Below are 18,844 nucleotides of genomic sequence, written 5' to 3' on the forward strand. Positions count from 1 at the left end.
CAACTGGGGGGTAACCGGCGGCCGTTGAACGGCCCCGGCATCACCCTCCTTCGAGGCAGTCATGCCAGCTCCCGTGCACCGGTCCCTGCGAGCGCAGGAGAACAGAGGAGTGAGCCATGCCGCAAGAAGCCCGCGCCGTCGTCGCGGTCAAGAGGGGTGCCCCGGTGGAGGTGGTGCCCGTTATCGTGCCCGAGCCCGGCCCCGGTGAGGTGCTGGTGGGAGTGCAGGCGTGCGGGGTGTGCCACACCGACCTGCACTACCGCGACGGCGCGATCGGTGACGAATTCCCGTATCTGCTCGGGCATGAGGCGGCCGGAGTGGTCGAGGCCGTGGGCCCCGGCGTCACCGGACTGGCCCCCGGTGACTATGTGGTGCTGGCCTGGCGGGCGCCGTGCGGCGGCTGCCGCTCCTGCCGCCGGGGCCGCCCGTGGTACTGCTTCGACAGCCGCAACGCCGCCCAGCCGATGACCCTCACCGATGGCACCCCGCTCAGCCCGGCGCTCGGCATCGGCGCCTTCGCCGAGAAGACGCTGGTCGCAGCCGGGCAGGCGGTGAAGATCGACCCCTCGGCGCGCCCGGAGGCGGCGGGCCTGATCGGCTGCGGGGTGATGGCCGGGTACGGCGCGGCCGTGCACACCGGCGGGGTGTCCAACGGCGACACGGTCGCGGTCATCGGCTGCGGCGGCGTGGGCAACGCGGCGATCGCCGGGGCCGCGCTGTCCGGGGCGCGCCGGGTGATCGCCGTGGACATCGACGACGCCAAGCTGGACTCGGCGACCCGCTTCGGCGCCACCGACACCGTCAACTCCCGTGGTACGGACCCGGTCGAGGCGGTGCGCGAGCTGACCGGGGGCTTCGGCGCGAATGTGGTCATCGACGCGGTGGGCCGCCCCGAGACCTATGCCCAGGGCTTCTATATGCGCGATCTGGCCGGGGTGCTGGTGCAGGTCGGGGTGCCGGACCCGGAGATGCGCATCGATCTGCCGCTGATCGATCTGTTCTCGCGGGGCGGCGCGCTCAAATCGTCCTGGTACGGGGACTGTCTGCCCAGCCGGGACTTCCCGGTCCTGGTCGACCTCCACCTCAGCCGCAAGCTGGATCTGGAGGCGTTCGTCAGCGAGACGATCACGCTGGACGAGGTCGAGTCGGCGTTCGCGAAGATGCAGCGCGGCGAGGTGCTGCGATCGGTGGTGGTCCTGTGAACACCGATGCCCGAGTCGTGATCGTCGGGGCCGGGATCGTCGGCTGCTCGCTCGCCGATGAGCTGACCGCCCGTGGCTGGCGGGACGTCACCGTCCTGGAGCAGGGCCCGCTGCTGGCCCCCGGCGGCTCGACCTCCCACGCCCCCGGTCTGGTCTTCCAGACCAGCCCCTCCAAGGCCCTCACCGACTTCGCCCGGTACACCGTGGAGAAGTTCTCGTCCCTCGAGGTCGACGGGCTGCCCTGCTTCAATCCGGTGGGCGGTCTGGAGATCGCCACCAGCGAGGAGCGCTGGGCCGATCTGCACCGCAAGGCCGGTCTCGCGGCCTCCTGGGGCGTACGGGCCGAACTGCTCGGCCCGGCCCGGTGCGCCGAGCTGTGGCCGATGCTGGACCAGGAGCGGATCCTCGGCGGCCTCCACACCCCGGACGACGGGCTGGCCCGGGCGCTGCTCGCCTCCCGCGCCCAGGTGGAGCGGGCCACCGCGCACGGCGCCCGCTTCCTGGACCGGCACACCGTGACCGCCATCGAGCGGGAGGGCGGCCGGGTGACCGCCGTCGTCACCGACCGGGGCACCTTCCCGGCCGACGTCGTGGTCTCCGCCGCGGGGTTCTGGGGCCCGCTGATCGGGGAGATGGCCGGGGTCCCCGTACCCCTGCAGCCGCTGGCCCACCAGTACGCCAAGACCGGGCCGCTGCCCGAGCTCGCGGGGGTCAACGACCCCCGTACGGAGGCGAGCAAGCCGATCCTGCGGTTCCAGGACCGCGACCTGTACTACCGCGAGCACACCGACCGCATCGGCATCGGCAGCTACGCCCACCGCCCGCTGCCCGTGGACCCGGCGCGGCTGCCCGCGTACGACGACGCCCCGGTGATGCCGTCCTCGCTGCCGTTCACCCCGGAGGACTTCGCCGCCAGCTGGGAGGACAGCGTCCAGCTGCTCCCCGCGCTCGGGGCGAGCCGGGTCGAGGAGGGCTTCAACGGCGTCTTCTCCTTCACCCCGGACGGGATGCCGGTGATCGGCGAGTCCCGCGAGGTGCGCGGCTTCTGGCTGGCCGAGGCGGTGTGGGTGACCCACTCCGCGGGCGTCGCCCGGGCGGTGGCCGAGTGGATGACGGACGGGCGGCCGGGCATGGACGTCCACGAATGCGATCTGTACCGCTTCGAGGACGCCCAGCGCTCCCCCGACTACGTCACCGAGCGGGGTCAGCAGAGCTTCGTCGAGGTCTATGACGTCATCCATCCGCTGCAGCCGATGGAACAGCCGCGTCCGCTGCGGGTCAGCCCCTTCCACGTCCGCCAGCGCGAGCTGGGCGGATACTTCCTGGAGGCGGCGGGCTGGGAGCGTCCGCACTGGTACGAGGCGAACGCCCCGCTCGCCGAGTCCGTCGAGCTGCCCCCGCGCGACGCCTGGTCGGCCCGCTACTGGTCGCCCATCGCCGCCGCCGAGGCCAGGGTCACCCGGGAACGGGTCGCGCTGTACGACATGACCCCGCTCAAGCGGCTGGCGGTCAGCGGGCCCGGGGCGCTGGACTTCCTCCAGCGCATGACCACCAATCAGCTGGCGAAGAAGCCCGGCGCGGTCACCTACACCCTGCTGCTGGACGAGGCCGGGGGCATCCGCAGCGACCTCACCGTCGCCCGGCTCTCCGAGCACCACTTCCAGGTGGGCGCCAACGGCGGGCTGGACCTGGACTGGCTGCTGCGCCACGCACCGGATGACGTCCACATCGCGGACATCACCCCGGGCACCTGCTGCGTCGGGGTGTGGGGGCCGCTCGCCCGGGAGCTGGTCCAGCCGCTGACCCGCGATGACTTCTCGCACGGGGCGTTCGGCTACTTCAAGGCCCGGCAGACCTTTATCGGCCATGTCCCGGTGACCGCGATGCGGCTGAGCTACGTCGGCGAGCTCGGCTGGGAGCTGTACACCACCGCCGACATGGGCCTGCGGCTGTGGGACACCCTGTGGGAGGCCGGACAGCGCCACGGGGTGATCGCCGCCGGGCGCTCGGCGTTCAACAGTCTGCGGCTGGAGAAGGGCTACCGCGCCTGGGGCCATGACATGACCACCGAGCACGATCCCTACGAGGCCGGGGTCGGCTTCGCGGTCCGGATGAACAAGGGCGACTTCCTCGGCCGCGCGGCGCTCGAGGGCCGCTCCGAGGAGACGGCGGCGCGCAGGCTGACCTGTCTCACCCTGGACGACCCGGCCGCGGTGGTCATGGGCAAGGAGCCGGTGTACGCCGACGGCGTCCCGGCGGGCTATGTGACCAGCGCGTCCTACGGCTACACCATCGGCCGGACGGTCGCCTACGCGTGGCTGCCCGCAGCGGCCGCGGTGCCCGGCACCGCCGTCCACATCGAGTACTTCGGCGAGAAGGTCCCCGCGACCGTCGCCGCCGAGCCCCTCTTCGACCCGCGCATGGAGCGCATCCGCCGTTGACACCGCGTGGAGCGCATCCGCCGCTGGCACCACGGTAAGACCGCCCACCCCATCGAGCTCTTCGCCCCCCGTCGGCCGACCGCCGCGACCGCCTGAGGAGAACCCATGACTGTGGCTCCCGAGTCCCCCGCCGTCACGCCCCCCAGTCTGCTGGCCACTCTCCCCGGCCACTGGTACACCGCTCCCGGTATCTTCCGCCGGGAGCAGGAGCACCTGTTGGAGGCCATGTGGTTCTGCGCGGTGCGCGGGGCCGATCTGGACCGGCCGGGCGCCTTCCGCACCGTGCAGATCGGCCGGGAGAGCGTACTGATCACCCGCAACCGGCGGGGTGAGCCACGGGCGTTCCTCAACATCTGCCGCCACCGCGGCGCCCGGCTGTGCACCGAGGAGTCCGGTACGGTGCGGCGCTCGCTGCAGTGCCCGTACCACGCCTGGACCTACGATCTGGACGGCCGGCTCACCGCCGCGCCCAACCTCCAGCGGATGCCCGACATCGACCGGGTCGAGCGCGGACTGGTACCGGTACGGCTTCGCGAATGGCTCGGCTATGTCTGGGTCTGCCTGGCCGAGGAGCCGCCGTCGTTCGAGGAGACGGTCATCGGGGCGGTGGCCGAGCGGCTGGGCGACGCGGACTCCGTGGAGCGCTACGGCGTGGCGGGGCTGGCGCTGGGCCGCCGGATCTCCTATGACGTCAAGGCCAACTGGAAGCTGATCGTCGAGAACTTCATGGAGTGCTACCACTGCGCGACGATCCACCCCGAACTCACCGAGGTGCTGCCGGAGTTCGCCGACGGCCTGGCGGCCCAGTACTTCGTCGGACACGGCGCGGAGTTCGCCGAGGAGGCCCAGGGGTTCACGGTGGACGGCAGCGAGGGGTTCGACCGGTTCACGGGGATCGCCGACGAGCAGGACCGCCGCTACTACGCGATCACCGTACGGCCGCAGGTCTTCCTCAATCTGGTCCCCGACCACGTGATCATGCACCGGATGTTCCCGCTCGCTCCCGATCGCACACTGGTCGAATGCGATTGGCTCTACGCTCCCGACGTGGTGGCGTCCGACCGGGACCTGTCGAAGTCGGTGGAGCTGTTCCACCGGGTCAACACCCAGGACTTCGACGCCTGTGAGCGCACCCAGCCCGCCATGGACTCCCGCGCCTACCGCGAGGGCGGGGTGCTCGTCCCCAGCGAACACCACATCGGCGCCTTCCACCGATGGGTGACCGACCATGTCCCGACCCCGGAAGCGGAGGAATGCCCGTGACGGACCTCTTCATCGGTGGCCAGTGGACCGGCGCGATCGACGAGCGCACCCGGGAGATACGCTGCCCGGCCGACGGATCGCTGGTGGCGGTCGTCGACGAGGGCGGCGGCAAGGACGCGGCCGAGGCGGTGGCCGCCGCCCGGCTGGCGTTCGACCAGGGGCCGTGGCCCCGTACCCCGGTCGGGGCGCGCGGCGATCTGCTGCTGCGGGTCGCCGCCCTGGTGGAGCGCGACAAGGCGGCGCTCGCCCGCGCCGAGTCCCTGGACACCGGGAAACGACTGGCCGAGAGCGACGACGACATCGACGGTGTGGCGGCGTGCTTCCGCTACTACGGGCAGCTGGTGCGCACCGAGGCGGACCGGGTCGTGGACACCGGCAGCGAACACGCCGTCAGCCGGGTGGTCTATGAACCGGTCGGGGTCTGTGCGCTGATCACCCCGTGGAACTATCCGCTGCTGCAGACCGCGTGGAAGGTGGCGCCCGCGCTCGCCGCGGGCAACACCTTCGTACTGAAGCCCAGTGAGCTCACCCCCAGCACCGCGATCGCCCTGATGCGGCTGCTGGCGGAGGCCGGGCTGCCGGACGGGGTGGCCAATCTGGTGCTCGGCCCGGGCGCCGAGGCCGGGGCCCCGCTCACCGACAACCCCGATGTGGACATGGTGTCCTTCACCGGGGGCCTGCGGACCGGGCGCCGCATCATGGCCGCGGCCTCGGGCACGGTCAAGCGGACCTCGCTGGAGCTGGGCGGCAAGAACCCCAATGTGGTCTTCGCCGACGCGGACTTCGACACGGCCGTGGACTACGCGCTCACCGCGGTCTTCCTCCACTCCGGACAGGTCTGCTCGGCCGGGGCCCGGCTGCTGGTGGAGGATCCGGTGCACGACGCCTTCGTGGAGGAGGTGGTGCGGCGCGCCCGCGGGATCCGGCTCGGCGGTCCTTTCGACGAGCGGGCCCAGACCGGCCCGCTGATCTCGGCCGCGCACCGGGCCAAGGTCGAGGCGTATGTGGCGGCGGGGCTCGCGGAGGGTGCCCGGCTGCGGTGCGGGGGCACCCGCCCCGACGATCCGGCCCTGGACGACGGCTACTACTTTCTGCCGACCGTCCTCGATCGCTGCCACAGCGGGATGTCGGTGCTGGCCGATGAGTCCTTTGGACCGGTGCTCACGGTGGAACGTTTCACCGGTGAGGATGAGGCGGTGCGGCTGGCCAACGACACGGTGTACGGGCTCGCCGGGGCCGTATGGTCCGACGACGAGGAGCGGGCGCAGCGGGTGGCCTCGCGGCTGCGGCTGGGCACCGTCTGGATCAACGACTACCACCCCTGTCTCCCGCAGGCGGAGTGGGGCGGGTTCAAGCAGTCCGGGACCGGGCGGGAGCTGGGGCCCAGCGGGCTCGCGGAATACCGGGAGGCCAAGCACATCTGGCGCAATACGCGTCCGCGTCCGCAGGGCTGGTTCGCCTAACCGCCACGGGGCCGGTCCGTACGACTGGTTCACCTGACCCCCGCGGAGCCGGTTCGTACGGCTGGTTCGCGCAGCCTCCGCGGCGAGCCCCGGTCAGGGGTGGCCCGCCGGGCTCATGGGCGGTCCGCCGCCTCGGCGGGCGCCTCCACGTCCGCCTCGGGGCGGCGGTACATCCGGGTGGCGGTGATCTGGCCGTGCACCTGCTGCTCCTCCTCCGGCTCCCGGACCGGCAGGCCCGGCCGCAGATGCTCCTCGACGCTGATGTACTTCAGCCCGGCCCGCAGGTCCGCGTCATTGCGCAACCGGATCACCAGCGGGAACTCGGCCAGCGCCGTGGTGTCGAACAGGCCCGTCGTATAGAGCAGCTGCACCCCCAGCGCGTCCGCCACCGCCCGCTGGAGCTCCAGCAGATAGGTGGCGTTGGCGCGGCCGATGGGGTTGTCGAGGAAGAGCGTGCCCGCGTGGCGGTGCTTGTCGCGGCCCCGGTCGTTGCTGCGCAGGGCCGCCATCGTGCAGTACAGCGCGATGGCGGCGGTCAGCAGCTGGCCGCCGGAGAACACATCGCCCATCTGCCCCACCGGCACCCGCTCGGCGCGCAGCACCGCGTCCGGCTTGAGGATCTCCACGGCCACCCCGCGCGGCTGGAGCGCGGCATGGACCCCGCGCAGCAGCAGCGACATGCCGTCCCGGCGCAGATCGGAGTTCTTCCGCACGGCGGAGCGGGTGGCCTCGTCGATGACCTCGCCAAGCCGCTCGGTGAGCGAGGCCTGGTCGGGGTCCTCGAAGCGGATCCGCAGGAACTCCTGGCCCGACCACTCGCCCAGCCCCTCCGGGAGCCGGGAGAGCCGCTGTGCCGAACGCAGCGTGGCCAGGCAGGACTCGACGAGGCCGCGCAGCCGGTCCACGATCGAGTCGCGGTTGCGCTCCAGCTGCTCCAGCTCGTCGGTGAGCACGCGCAGCCGGGGCGCGAACGCCTCGGCCCAGGCGGCGGCGTGCTCGGGCAGCGCGGCCGCGGGGAGCTCCCGGATCTGCTGGCGGGCGGGGGTGCGCACCTGCTCGTAGCGGGTGGAGTTGGCGTGCCGTACCAGGACGTCGCTCGCCTCCCGCACCGAGGACTCGGCCGCCGACAGGTCGGCGGCGCAGCCGCGCAGTGAGCGGCGGGTCTCGGCGGCGGCCTGACGGGCCTCGGCGAGATCCCCGGCGTACGGCTCGGGCCGCTCACCGTCGTCCTCCGCACCGGGGCCGTCCCGCAGCAGATCCCGCAGCAGGGCGGCGGTCTCGTCGAAGCCGCCCGCCGCGTCCTCGGCGGCGCGGTGGGCGCGCACCAGGTCGGCGTGGGCGGTGCGGGCGGTGTCCAGGGCGTCCGTACGGGCGGCCAGTTCGCCGTTGGCGGTGCGCAGCAGCTTCTTCGCCTGCTCGGCGTCGGCCGGGGCCAGCTCCTCCGGCAGCTCGGTGTGGGCGTCGCCGTCCGCGGGGGCTAGCCGCTCGGCCTCGCCGCGCAGCCGTCCCAGCTGCTCGCTCGCCGCCGAGGCACGGCTCTCCAGCATCTGGACCAGCGATTCCGCGCGGGCGGCGGCGGCCTGGCGGGAAGGGCCGTCGGCCCCGTCGGTGCCCTCCAAGAGCTGGGCGGCACGGGTGCGGACCTTGTTGGTGAGCCGGTCGAGGGTGGCGAGGGCCGCGCTCTCGTCGCTTTCGGCGCGGGCCTGTTCGGCGCGGAGGTCGGCGCCGACGCCGACCTTCTCGTAGACCTGGGAGGCGGCGCGGTACGCCTCGCGGAGCGCGGGCAGCGAGACGGTGGGCGGCTCGGTGTCCTCACCGAGGTCGTCGGGAGCGCCCGCGATCTCCGCGCGCTCGGCGCGCAGTGCGCGGGCGGTACGGCGCGCGTCGTCGGCCGCGCGCTGGGCGGCGCGCCGGTCCTCGTCGGCGGCGCGGGCCCGGTCCACACAGCCCGCGGCGCGCTCCTCGTACTCGGCGGCCTCCTCGGCCAGTTCGCGCAGCCGGGTCTGCCAGGTGGCGCGCTCCCGCAGCCGGTACGCCAGACCGGCCAGCGCGTCCGCCACCCGGCGGGCCCGCTGCGCCGCCTCCTGGCGCTCGTCCCGGACCCGGGCGGCCTCGGTGGCGGCCTCGTCGGCCTCGGCCCTCGCCGTACGCGCCTCCACGAGGTCGCCCTGCGCGGTGTCGGCGGACTCCCGGGCGGTCTCGGCCGCCGCCGCGAGCTCCGCGAGCCGCCCGGACGGGCAGCCGGTGCGCCAGGAGGCGAGGCGCGCGGACAGCGCCCGGTCCCCGGCCAGCCGGGCGGCCAGCGCCCTGATCTCCTCGTCCCGCGCGGTGGCACGGGCCCGCAGCTCGCGCCGCTCGTCGTCGGCCGCGCGCTCGTCGTGCATGGCCGGGTTCGGCGGCACGAGGAAGACCCCGCTGTCCGCGGCGCCGGGCGCGGGCGTCGGCGCGAGCAGCGCGGCCGACGTCCCGACGGCCACGGCGGACCGCGGCAGCAGCGACGCCTGGCCCAGCACCTCGCGGGCGCGGGCGTGGGTGCCGGGGTCGGTGATGACGACGCCGTCCACCAGCTCGGGCCGGGCCGCGAGCACGGCGGCGTGGTCGGCGGGGTCCACGGCCTGGGCGAGATAACGCCAGCCGGGGAGCGCGGGGATGCCGTGCTCGCCCAGGAACTCGACGGCCACCAGCACATCGGCGCTGGGCGGCAACAGCCCGCCGTCCCCGAGCGCCCCCAGGATCCGCGCGTCCTCGGCGGCAGCGGTCCGCAACTCGAACAACTGCCGCTCGGCGGAGCCCACGCTCTCTTCCAGCAGCTCCCGCAACGCCTCGGCGCTCCGGTCCAACTCCTCGGCGGTGAGCGGCCCTTCGATGAGGGGCTTGGGGGCGGGCCGAGCGGCGGCCCGTGGCTGGCGACCACGGTCGGGGCCCGGGCCGGGGGTGCGGTCACGGTCGGGTCCGGCTTGGGCTTCGGGTTCACCGCCGAGTTCGGGGCTCCAGCAGTCGGAGTCGTCGGGAGCGGTGTCGGCGGCGTCGGCGGTCGCGGCGGAGGTGACGACGTCGGTAGGGGCGACAGTCGCGGAGTCGGTGTCGGCGGCGGCGGAGACGTCAGAGTCAGCGTCGGCGGAGACGTCGAGGGCGGCAACGGTGACGACGTCGGTGGGGGTGACGGTGTCGGCGGAGGAACCGGGGGCAGTGGCGGAGTCGGGGGCGGTCGCGGAGCCGGAGTCGGGGGCGGTGCCGTCGGTCGCAGAGTCGGCGGAGGAGCCGGTCGCGGCGTCGGCAGGAGTGCCGCTGCCGGGCCGGGTGCCAGTGGCGGTGACCTGCCCATCGGGCTTGGCGTCCGTAGCGGCGGCCTCCCCCTCGGCCTGGCCGTCGTCACCGTCCCCGACCCGGGCCGACACCTCTCCGGACGGCCGGGACTCGGCCGCCGCGACCCGGGCGCCGCCGTGCGGGGCCGCGTGGCTGACGTCGGCGGAAGCCGCCGTGGCGGCCTCCGGCCCGGCGTGACGGCCGTCACCGTGGGAATCGGCCGCGGCGTTCGGGGCACCACCACGGCGGCCCTCCGGGCGCGGGCCGCCACCGCCCGACGTATCGTCGTCGGCCTCATCGATCCGTACCGTCACCCGCCCCGCGGGCCGCGACTCCGCCGCGAGCGGACGCCGCCGGGAAGCCTCTGCCGAGCCCACCTCCCCGTCCTCGCCACCGCCCGCCCCATGCCAACCGGCCCACCGGTCACCCACCGAGGCGGCGTCGCCCTCGTTGGGCTCACCGGGGCCCGCCTCGCCCACCGGGCCCGTAACCGAGCCCGTGGGAGCGGGGCCATCCGCCAGCCGGGCCGCCGAGCTGCTGGCTGCGTGCACATCCGGGGCTGCGCCCAACTCGCCCGTAGGGCTTGCGGATTCGGCGCTCGCAGGGCCGGTGGCCGCGGGCCCGGCGACCGTGGGGGCTAGGGCGGGCGCGCCCGTGTCCTGACCCGCCTCGTGCAGCGGGCCGCCGTGTGGCCGTACGTCCTCGACGTGGGCGGCATCCGTCAACCGGGGCGCCGGGCCGGGCGTCGCGGGGCCGTTTTCCGGGGCGGCGGGCGGCGCGGCGCAGTTCTCTTCCGCGAGGCGTTCGAGGGTGTCGGTGGGGCGCTGTTCGGGGGCGTAGGCGTGGTCGCCGTCCAGGGGGTTGCTCAGGGCGGAGGGGGCCGCGCGGAAGGCGGCGGGGAGTTGGGAGAGGCCGATGTCGTCCGCGTCCTCCTCGTCCACGTGGACCGTGATCCACCCGGTCCGGTCGGAGTCGGTCGGCAGGGCGCGGGTGCCTCGGCGGCCCGCGGCGTCCGCGTCCGGCAGGCGCACGGTGACGCCGCGCGCCGCGCGCGCCTCCGCCGGGGACGGGCGGGTGGCAGCGGCGCGCGGGGCGGGGACGGCGGCGGGGAGCTGTGGCAGGCCGAGCAGTTCGACCAGGCGCCGCTCCGCGCCCAGCGCCTCCGCTACGCGCCGCTCCGCGTCGTACGCGGACTCCGCGGCCCGCGCCGCGTCCACCGCTCGCGCCGCGGCCAGTTCGGCGCGGGCCTCCTCGGCCGCGGCCGACTTCGCGTGGTCTGCGGTGCGCCGGGCGGTCTCGCGGGCCTCGTCGAACGCGGCGACCGTGGTCTTCTCGGCGTCGCTCGCGGCGAGCGCGGCGCGGGCCGGGTCGGCGTCGGGGGCGGAGTCGTCGAGCCATCCGGCGCGGACGGCCTCGGCGGTCTCCTGCTCGACCTCGGTGAGCCGCTGGCGCAGATGCTCGGCGTCGCTGCGGGCACGCTGGGCCGCCGTGGCGGCGGAGGTGGCGTCGCGGTGGGCGGCCTCACCGGCCTCCTGGAGGCCCGCGGAGCGCTCCTCCTCCTCGTTGGCGACCCGTTCACCGTCCTCCGCCGCCGCGTGGAGGGCACGGACGAGGTCGGCGGCGGCCTTGGCGCGGGCGGCGAGCGCGGGCGCCGCGTCCCGCTCGGCCTCGAGGATGGCGGCGGCCACCCGCGCGGAGCGGTCGGCGGCGGCGCGGTGCCGCAGCACGGTCTCTGCGGCCTGCCAGGCGGAGTGCAGGGTGCGGGCGTCGTTGAGCTCGCGGCGCTGCGCGGCGGCGCCCTTCTCGGCGGCGGTGAGCGCCAAGGAGGCGTGCCGGTAGGCGATTTCGGCGGCGACGAGGTCGCTGCGCCCGCGCGCCCCCTCGGCGGCGGTGACGGCCTCGGCGGCGGAGGCGACCCGCTCGGCGAGCCCGGCGGCGCGGGCCCGCTCCTCCGCGCCGCGCGCGGACAGCCGCCGGGCCAGCGTACGGGTGCGGCGCTCGGCGCCCGCGTGCACACCGCGCGCCTGCTCACGCCGCTCCGCGGCGTCCGCGATGCGCTGGAGCAGATCGAGCGAACCGGCGGTGAACTCACGCTCGGCGGTCAGCTCGGCACGGCGCCCCAGCTTGTGGGCGAAGCCGTGGACGAGGTCGGCGAGCCCGTCCGTGTCGCGGGTGTCGGTGACGGCGCGCAGCAGGAGGTCGGTGAAGTCCGAGTCGTTCTTGACCGCGAAGAGCCCGGCGGCCTCACCCTCGTCGGCGTTCATCTCCCGCTGGTAGCGGAAGAGTTCGGGGTCGAGGCCGAGCTCGCCGAGGTGTTCGTTCCAGCGTTCGTGGATCTCCACCCAGACCACGTCCAGATGCGGGTACGCCTTGACGGCCTCCGTAAGGGCATCACGGAAGCCCTTCATGGTGCGGCGGCGGCCGCGGGCGGTGGAGGCGCCCTCGACGGCGGGCCGCACCGCCGCGGACTCGGCGACCGGCAGCGAGTCCAGGCTCATCCCGGGGCCGGGCCGGAAGGAGTACCACGCCTCGGCGAACTTCCGAGGGTCGTTGGAGACCTGACGGCCGCGCCATTCGCTGACCTTGCCGACGACGACGGTCTCCCCGGTGACGGTGTGCTGCCACTCCAGCGCCACATGCCCGCAGTCGTCGGCGAGCAGGAACTTGCGCAGCACCCCGGAGCTGGCCCCGCCCAGGGTGTTGCGGTGGCCGGGCAGCATCACCGAGAAGATCAGCTTGAGCAGGACGGACTTACCGCCGCCGTTCTCCAGGAAGAGCACCCCGGCGGGGGCGGGGCGGCGCGGCGGGCCGACCGGCTCCTCCTCGAAGAACTCCGCCTGGGTGGGCGCGGGGCTGGGCACCGGATCGCCGACCCCGCGCAGGTCCAGCACGGTGTCGGCGTACCGCGCACCGGCCGGGCCGATGGAGTAGAGGCGGATCCGGGACAGCTCGTACATGGCGGCGGACTCTCGTTGTCGGAAGCTGGGTTGTCGGAAGCTGGGGCTGGGCGTCGGGGTTCAGGAGTGGAAGGGGAGACCGGCGTCGGCCACCAGGTCCAGGTCGTCCCCCTGGTCGGGGGGCAGCAGGGTGGCGCCGCCGTCGCTGACGGGGACGACGCCGAGCTCCAGCAGCTCGGCCATGGCGGCGGAGGCCGCCATGTCGCGCACCTGGAGCTGGTAGCGGGCGGTCGTGCGGTAGGTGCCGCCGGATTCGTCGCCGGTGCGCTGGAGGAAGCCGGAGTCGACCAGGAAGGCGACGGCCTTGCCGACGATGCCGGTGGTGGAACCGGCGAGCCTGCGCGCGTCCTTGGTGGCGCCGGTCGCACTGCGCCGGGCGTAGACCCGCCAGGCGGACTCCAGCCCGGGCGCACCGGTGGCGGGGTCGGTGTTCTCCCCCTGCTCCTCGGCGCGCTCCTCCAGCCGTCGGCACGCCTGGCGGACGAAGGCGTCCACACCGTTGACGGTGACACGGCCGATATAGCCGTCGTCGGCAAGGTCCTCGGGGCGGGGAAACGCCAGGGCGGCGACGGCGAGATGGGCGAGGCCGTGCAGGAAGCGGTCGGCGGAGTCGGTGGCGGCGCGGCGGGCGTAGTCGCCCATGCGGACCGCGAAGACGGAGTCCTCGGCGGCGGTCACGGCCATTCCGGCGCGGGTCGACACCTCCAGCACGATGAGCCCGAGCCCGGCGGCGATGGCGTCGGTGAGGCGCGCGAAGGCCGGTTCGTCGCGGTGGCGGCGCAGCAGCTCGGCGTATTCGACGTCCCGCGCGGGCAGCAGCTTGGGCTGGAGCCCGAAGGCCACCAGCCGCGCGGCGTCTGCCGCGTCGGCGGGCGACAGCCCGGCCGCCGCCGGGGCGGGAGCCGCGTCCGGCGGTGTCATCGCCATCGCGTCGATGTCGTACTCGGTCACGGCTGAACCTCCTCGCACCGGGCGTGCTCACACGGGGCGTCCTGATGGGTCACGGCCATCACGCCACCCCGGCGCACGGGGGCGTGCTCATGGGCCGCGGCCATCACGCCACCTCCGCGCGGTCGGCCGCCATACCGGCCGCGTCCAGCAGGGCGGTGCCCACTATGAGGTCGGCGCCGCCGAATTCGGGGTCGTCCAGCTCGGTGCCGTCGTCCACGGCGAACAGCAGCCGCTGCTCGCCCTGGCGGTAGGCGGTGCCGACCGGGGGGCTGGCGGCGTGGACGGCGAGGAGGGCGATCAGATAGGGCAGCTCGGCGTCGCGGCGGCGGGCGTCGGCGAGCAGCCCGGACAGCCGTCGCGGGGCGTCCGCGGGCAGTTCGAGCAGTTCCATGGCCACCGCCAGCTGCTCCTCGCTGAAGCGGCTGTCGTCGGGGGTGGCGATGAGATCGGGATCGGGCATCTCGGCGCCCAGGTGCTCCCGCTCGACCGGCGGGGTGAGCAGCATCTCGACGAGGTCGCTCATCCGCACCGAGGTCGGGGTGCGCAGCCCCGTGCCACGGGCGAAGAACGCGTCGGTGACCCGGCCCGCGCGCTCCAGGGGCAGCGGGAGGACGGGGGCCAGCAGCTGTCCGTACAGGTCGTATCCGGAGCGCGGGGCGGGCGGCGCGAAGGCCTGGCGGTCCTGCTCGGCGCGGAACAGCGGACCGGCCTCCAGCAGCCGGGACTGCAGCTGGGTGTGGCGCCGGATGCAGTCCTTGACGATGTCGACGAGCTCGGCGGCGCGCCGCTTGTGCTCGGCGCTCTCGGCCTCGTCGCGCGCCTTGCGGATGTTGGTGAGGATCGCGTTCTCATGGCGGTAGCGGTCGGCGACGTGGTCGAGCGCCTCGCTGATCAGCTCGGGGACGGTGCTCAGCCAGTCGACCGCGCGGACGTTGCGCCGGGTGGCGTCGAGGGTGCGGCGCAGCGTCTCCGAGTACTGCACGGTGCGGTAGCGGGCCTGCTCGGCGGCGAGTTGGGCGTCGGCGAGGCGGCCCCGGCTGATCAGGACCTCCAGCTTGACCTCGGCGGCGATCTGGGCGCTGGTGACATCCGTGTCGAGGGCGCCGACCAGGACGTTGACCGCCTCGTCGGTGGTGCGCAGATAGACGCTGCCGCCGGGGCCCGGCACCTCCTCGATCAGCTTGAAGTCGTAGTCCCTGCGGACATATACCCCGTCGGGCCCGAACGTGCCGTAGACGGCGCGGAAGCCGCGGTCCACACTGCCGACGTTGATCAGGTTCTCCAGCACCCAGCGGGCGACCCGGTCGTGCTCGGCGGCGGGGCGGCGGGGGGCCTGGGCCGCCACCCGGGGCAGCAGCCTGGCCACTATCTGCTCGTGGTCGGCGCCGGTGTCGAAGTCCATGTGGAGGGTGACGAGGTCGATGGCGGCGAGGGCGACCTCCGCCATCGCGTACACCCCGTACTCCCCCGCGAGGTTGGCCTTGCGCGCGTCCAGGTCGTGCAGCGGCGCGGTGCAGGCGAGCGCGCGCAGCCGCCGGGCCAGGCCCTCGTCCGCGGCCGGGCCGGGGGCCGGGCGGGCGGCCCCTTCAGCGGTGTTGAGCTGGGGCGCGGCGGCCCCCGGGGGTGGAGATGTCACGTCGCACAGAGTAGGCGGTCGCACCGACAACGTACGAAACGGCACGGAGATCCCGCTATGACGCACCAGGTCCCCCACCCGCGTACGCGCGTACACCGGCGCGTCCCCCGCACCTCACCGATCCGTCAGTCTACGGCTCACCGGCCGGTGGTCCGTCCAGGGCGAGCGCCGCGAAGGTGGCGAGCCAGTGGTCGCCGGTGAAGTCCCCGGAGACGGTGGCCGGGAGCCCGGCGGCCAGATGGTCGCGGGCCGCCGTGCGCAGCACGTCCGCCCGTGGATCGCCGTACGGCAGGGCGGCGGCCAGGCGGCGGAGCGCGGCGGCCCGGCTGAGGATGAGTCCGAGCAGATGGCCGATCTGCGGATCGCCGGGGTCGGAGACGATGGGCGGGGTGAGCACGGTGACGGGCGCGCCCCATTCGACGCCGGGGAGGAAGCGTTCCAGCCAGCGTGCGAACTCCTCCTCCGGCAGCACCCGGCAGACCGTCTCGGCCTCGGTGAGCGCGGGCGAGAGGAAGTCCTGCCCGGAGGGCTCCCAGTGGACGGGGGCGTCGTGGTCGTCGGCGAACCAGTCGAGCACGGCCTCGGTGACCGGTTCGACGATCCCCTTGGCGCCCGCGGCGGCGGCGCTGTCCAGGACCAGCCCGAGGGCGAAGGCGCTGTTGGTGTGGACGCCGTGCCGCACCGGGTAGGTGGCGCGTTCCAGCCATCCGGCCAGCAGTGCGCGGACGGCGTCGGCGGCCGGTTCCAGGGCCTCGGCCCAGCGCTCGCCCGCGGGCCCCGGCAGGCTCCGGCACTCGGCGGTCAGCGCCAGCAGCCAGGCCCAGCCGTAAGGGCGCTCGAAGGAGGGATGGGCGCGCAGATAGTCCGCCTCGGCGGCGATGGCGCCGACCGTAAGGTGCTCATCCAGTACGGCGGTGACCTCGTCGGCGCGGACGCGGTCGGGGCAGCGGCGCAGCAGCCGGACCAGCAGCCAGTGCATATGGACCGCGGAGTGCCAGTCGTAGGAGCCGTAGAAGGCGGGGTGGTGCCGGCGCGGCTCGACCAGGTCCTCGGGTCCGCGCAGCAGATGGGCGGGGGCGTTGGGGTAGGCGCGGGTGACGTTGGCGGTGGCGAGGGCGGCGAACCGGGCCGCGTAGGGGCCGAGTTCGCGCCCCGTCCCGTCCGGCTCGTGCACCTCGTCCAGCTCGTACGAAGGGTCCGGCTCGTACGAGGGGTCCGGCTCGTACGCGGTCAATGCGTCGCCCCCTCGGCGACGCGCAGATCGGCCCGGGTGCTCATGGCCGCCCCGATGACCGCCCGCAGCGCGTCGGCGGCCATGGCGGCGGGCAGTGCGGGTTCGGCGCCGTCCACGACCTGTTCGGGCGCGTACGGGAGGTGGACGAAGCCGCCGCGCAGGGCGGGCCGCTCGGTGGCGATGAGATGGGCCAGACCGTAGAAGACGTGGTTGCACACAAACGTTCCGGCGGTCTGTGAGACGGCGGCCGGAATCCCCGCCCCGCGGACGGCCGCGACACACGCCTTGACGGGCAGGGACGCGAAGTAGGCGGCGGGGCCGCCCTCGACCACGGGTTCGTCGATGGGCTGCCGTCCGGCGTTGTCGGGTATCCGGGCGTCGTCCACGTTGATCGCCACCCGCTCGACGGTGACACCGGGACGGCCGCCCGCCTGGCCCACGCACAGCACCAGGTCGGGATCGGCCTCCGCCACGGCGGCGGACAGCTCCTCGATGGCGGCGCCGAAGGCGCAGGTGAGCCGTACGGCCGTGACCTCGGCGCCGGGCGGCGGATCGGCGGCCACCAGGGAGACGGCCTGCCACGACGGGTTGACGGCCGAGCCCCCGAAGGGTTCGAAGCCGGTGAGTAGCACGCGGGTCACAGCAGCGGCCCCCTTCAGAACGCGAACAGCGAGATGATGGCGATGTTGCAGACCAACAGCGCCCCGGCGGTGGGGATCTGCGCCTTGATGGGCCCGTACTGGTCCTTGAGTTCCAGCAGGGCGGCGGGCACCAGGTTGAAGTTGGCGGCCATGGGCGTCACGAGCGTCCCGCAGAACCCGGCCAGCATGCCGACGGCGAGGACGGCGGGCGCGTCCCCGTGCATCTGCTCGATGAGCACGGGCCAGCCGATGGCGGCGGTCATCACGGGGAACGCGGCGAAGGCGTTGCCCATGATGACGGTGAACAGGGCCATTCCCACGCAGTAGACGGCCACGGCCACGTACTTCTGGCCCTCCGGCAGCACCTGTTCGGTGATCTTGCCGACCTGGGTGCCGACCCCTGCCTCCTGGAAGATGGAGCCGAGCACGGCGAGCAGCTGGGGCAGCAGCAGCGCCCAGCCCATGGACTCCAGCAGGCTCCGGCCGGCGTGCAGGGGCACCGCGGCCCGCCGCTCGCGCACCACGGCCATGGCGACGAGCAGCCCGACGATCGCACCGAAGCCGAGGCCGAGGATGGTCTCGCTGCCGGCCTCCAGGACCGGTTCGCCCCCGATGTGCCAGTGCTTGACGGCCGAGGCACAGACGACGGCCACCAGCGGGATGCTGAGCGCCGGGACGAACAGCCTGCTGCCGAGCCGGGCGGCGGACGCGGCGCGCTGCTCGGGGGTGGTGGTGCGCGGCACACCGCGCCCGGTGAGCTGGAAGCCGCCCAGGCAGACCATGGCGAGGACGGCGACGCCCAGCGGTTCGGCCGGGGCCTTCTTCTCCACCACCCAGCCGCTGTAGAAGAAGCAGCCGCCGAGCAGCCCCCAGAAGGCGGCCGAGCCCAGGCGCTTGGGGTTGGTGCGGTCGACGGCCATCTGGGCGGCCATGGCGACGAAGACGGCGCCGACGAGCCAGTAGAACCACTCCGCCTTGATCACTTGGCTTCCTCCGCGGTGCGGCTGCCCTCGGCAGCGGATCGGCCGCCGGGGGCGGCGAGGTCGTGGTCCAGCGAGCGGTCCAGGCGCAGCAGCCGGAAGCCGTGGATGAGGAAGGCGCAGACGGCGGTGGGGATGGCCCACAGCGCCAGCTGAAGCGGCTCCAGATGGGTGTGGTACGTGGTGTTGACGAACCCGGTGATCAGCAGGATCGAGCCGATGGCCAGGAAGCAGTCCTCGCCGAAGAACAGCCCGACCGTGTCGGCGCTGGCGGAGTACGAGCGGACGCGCTCGCGGACCCGTTCGGGCAGCGGGCCGTGGCGGCGCTCGGCGGCGCCCTCGGCCATCGGCGCGACCATGGGCCGGACGCTCTGGGCCGGGCCGCCGATGCTGGTGAGGCCGAGGGCGGCGGTGAGCTGGCGCAGCAACAGGTAGAGGGCGAGGAACCGGCCGGTGGTGAGCTTGCCGAGCCGTCCGATGAGGATACGGGCCTGTTCCTGGAGGCCGTGGCGCTCCAGGAGGCCGATCACGGGCAGGGTGATGACGAAGATCGTCACCGAGCGGCTGGAGGCGAAGCCGTTGCCGAAGGCCGCCAGGATCTCCTGGGGCGAGAGCTTGGCCAGCAGTCCGGTGGCGATGCCGGCGACCCCCACCACCAGCAACGGGTTGCGTCGTGTGGCGAATCCGAGGATCACCACGAGGACGCCAAGGAGAACGATCATGCGTCCCGCCTTCCGCGCACAAGGACCTCACGGGGGCGTGAGGAGGGT

Annotated in this window: 11 protein-coding genes; 4 read left to right on the plus strand and 7 right to left on the minus strand. The window is 74.2% G+C overall.

From position 1 onward, the window contains the following. Positions 1-116: 116 nt before the first annotated feature. The 4 genes from VT50_RS22205 (at position 117) to VT50_RS22220 (ending at position 6,369) form a co-directional block, all read left to right on the plus strand. Positions 117-1,202, plus strand: coding sequence for an S-(hydroxymethyl)mycothiol dehydrogenase (locus VT50_RS22205; protein WP_046087240.1), 1,086 nt, complete (start codon positions 117-119; stop codon positions 1,200-1,202). Beyond that, positions 1,199-3,643: a GcvT family protein gene (locus VT50_RS22210; protein ID WP_240529253.1), complete on the plus strand. Its 2,445-nt coding sequence runs from the start codon at positions 1,199-1,201 to the stop codon at positions 3,641-3,643. Before VT50_RS22205 ends, VT50_RS22210 begins: the two co-directional genes overlap by 4 nt. A 105-nt stretch (positions 3,644-3,748) precedes the next feature. Beyond that, positions 3,749-4,906, plus strand: a complete 1,158-nt coding sequence (locus VT50_RS22215; protein ID WP_046087203.1) for an aromatic ring-hydroxylating oxygenase subunit alpha — start codon at positions 3,749-3,751, stop codon at positions 4,904-4,906. Further along, on the plus strand, positions 4,903-6,369 hold the full coding sequence (locus VT50_RS22220) for an aldehyde dehydrogenase family protein (protein ID WP_046087242.1): 1,467 nt from the start codon (positions 4,903-4,905) through the stop codon (positions 6,367-6,369). The genes VT50_RS22215 and VT50_RS22220 overlap by 4 nt, the downstream gene beginning before the upstream one ends. 113 nt (positions 6,370-6,482) lie before the next feature. On the opposite strand, the gene VT50_RS22225 is transcribed toward VT50_RS22220, so the two are convergent. The 7 genes from VT50_RS22225 to VT50_RS22255 all read right to left on the minus strand — a co-directional run bounded on the left by VT50_RS22225 (position 6,483) and on the right by VT50_RS22255 (position 18,796). Beyond that, positions 6,483-12,632, minus strand: a complete 6,150-nt coding sequence (locus VT50_RS22225; protein WP_046087204.1) for a hypothetical protein — start codon at positions 12,630-12,632, stop codon at positions 6,483-6,485. Between the two features lie 60 nt (positions 12,633-12,692). After that, entirely contained in the window at positions 12,693-13,559 is an 867-nt protein-coding gene (locus tag VT50_RS22230; RefSeq protein ID WP_075200397.1) for a hypothetical protein, read from the minus strand. A 127-nt stretch (positions 13,560-13,686) separates the two neighbouring features. Then, on the minus strand, positions 13,687-15,219 hold the full coding sequence (locus VT50_RS22235) for a hypothetical protein (protein WP_046087206.1): 1,533 nt from the start codon (positions 15,217-15,219) through the stop codon (positions 13,687-13,689). A gap of 130 nt (positions 15,220-15,349) precedes the next feature. Continuing rightward, positions 15,350-16,393, minus strand: a complete 1,044-nt coding sequence (locus VT50_RS22240; protein WP_046087243.1) for a DUF2891 domain-containing protein — start codon at positions 16,391-16,393, stop codon at positions 15,350-15,352. Positions 16,394-16,449: 56 nt separating this feature from the next. Further along, positions 16,450-17,094: a pyroglutamyl-peptidase I gene (gene pcp / locus VT50_RS22245; RefSeq protein WP_046087207.1), complete on the minus strand. Its 645-nt coding sequence runs from the start codon at positions 17,092-17,094 to the stop codon at positions 16,450-16,452. A 14-nt stretch (positions 17,095-17,108) separates the two neighbouring features. Beyond that, positions 17,109-18,077, minus strand: coding sequence for a DUF979 domain-containing protein (locus VT50_RS22250; RefSeq protein ID WP_046087208.1), 969 nt, complete (start codon positions 18,075-18,077; stop codon positions 17,109-17,111). Continuing rightward, positions 18,074-18,796, minus strand: coding sequence for a DUF969 domain-containing protein (locus VT50_RS22255; RefSeq protein ID WP_046087209.1), 723 nt, complete (start codon positions 18,794-18,796; stop codon positions 18,074-18,076). The genes VT50_RS22250 and VT50_RS22255 overlap by 4 nt, the downstream gene beginning before the upstream one ends. Between the last annotated feature and the right edge of the window lie 48 nt (positions 18,797-18,844).

Source organism: Streptomyces antioxidans (assembly GCF_000968685.2).
Taxonomy (GTDB): domain Bacteria; phylum Actinomycetota; class Actinomycetes; order Streptomycetales; family Streptomycetaceae; genus Streptomyces; species Streptomyces antioxidans.